A 1,462-nucleotide genomic window follows, 5' to 3' on the forward strand; every position below is an offset into this window, starting at 1 on the left:
TCTAGCTGGTCTCTCGCCTGCTCTAGATCTGGTTGGTGGAGAAAATCTCTTTCCCATGCTGCTCACCAGGCTCTCGATCTGAGCTACTTTGAGAAGATTAATCTCTTCTCTATGTACTCTGCTTTTGTTAAACACAAATCTGAAACCGCCCTATGCGACATCGCTTGTACGGTGGTGTGAGAGGGAGGTGCTGCAATGCGCCTCTCTACTCGATTTTGATTTTTTTCTTCTTACAGCCCCTCCCTCGTTCCTCGGTCATAGCTGTAATTCATCGCAAACAAATAAATAAAAAAATCTAAATCGCCCTTGACCTAGCTACCCCCATGCTTCGCCAGCAGGACAGGAAGCATGACGGCGGTCATGCTTCTATTAACTAGGAGTAATAATAATGGCCAATCGTTTTGTTTAAACAGTTTTTATAAGAGGTTTTATGAATATTACTAAACTAAATAAACAGCTTGAAGCTCATATTAAGCAAGAGCTACTAGATACAGCAGATTATCTATACAAAGAAATAGATAATGTACTTGAGCTTCATCAAATAGAAGTGGATGACCGCTTAGTAGATGATTTGTATGAAAGCGTTGATCGCAATCTTAATAGAATCCTTAAAAATAAACTAATAGCTAGCTTAGAATATTACACCATGCAGCATGCTAATCTATCAGTTTTAAAGGGCTGTTGTCTAGAGGATGAGGAATATCTCTCTTTACTAGAATTAGAAGAGTTTAAAGACTCTCAAATAATTAAAATATAATTTTAACCAGGGTAGAAAATAAGAGGTGGGATTTAGGTTTCAAGTTCTCTTATTAACTACCCTATAGCATGAGGTATATTATGAGAACAGAGCAAAATTTACAAGTAATAAATGCAATAGCACAAAAAAACTTTAATCCCCAAATATTAGAAAAGTACACAGGATTTGGTGGAATAGGCATAGAGTTAGCAGAGTATGAATATTACAAAAAATTGAATGCAGTAATCCCTAAACAAAAAATAGCAGAAATAAAAGCGAACTCTAAAACAGCTTATTATACACCTGAGCTTTTAGTTAAATTTATCTATCAAGCATTAGATAAGCTAGGATTTAAAGGTGGCAATATTCTTGAGCCATCTGCTGGCACTGGAGCATTTATCAAGCACATGCCAAAAGCCATAAAAGAAAACAGCAAGATACTTGCAATAGAAGTCGAACCAGTTGCACACAGTATATTAAAGGCTTTGCATCCAAATATATCAACTATTAATAAAAACTTTGAGGATGTAACAATTAAAGATAATTCACTAGATTTAGTAATAGGAAATCCACATTATGGCAAATGGACTGTCACTGATAATCGAGTAGAGAGATCCATTGCTGAATCTCCCTCTCACACCACCGTACAAGCGATGTCGCATACGGCGGTTTCAGATTTGTGTTTAACAAAAGATGTATACATGGAGAATAAGTTGTTCCTCTCAA

2 protein-coding genes are annotated in these 1,462 nt (G+C 36.3%); both read left to right on the plus strand.

Annotated features, from left to right (window positions below; all coding sequences use genetic code 11):
* Positions 1–430 precede the first annotated feature (430 nt).
* A complete protein-coding gene (locus L8D11_RS05340) occupies positions 431–757 on the plus strand; it encodes a hypothetical protein (protein WP_236870635.1) in 327 nt (108 codons plus the stop codon).
* 80 nt (positions 758–837) lie between these two features.
* Positions 838–1,462, plus strand: a 625-nt coding sequence (locus tag L8D11_RS05345; protein WP_236870636.1) for an N-6 DNA methylase, incomplete at its 3' end; no start/stop codon positions are given.

This window comes from Candidatus Bandiella numerosa (assembly GCF_021811875.1).
Lineage (GTDB): Bacteria > Pseudomonadota > Alphaproteobacteria > Rickettsiales > Midichloriaceae > Aquirickettsia > Aquirickettsia numerosa_A.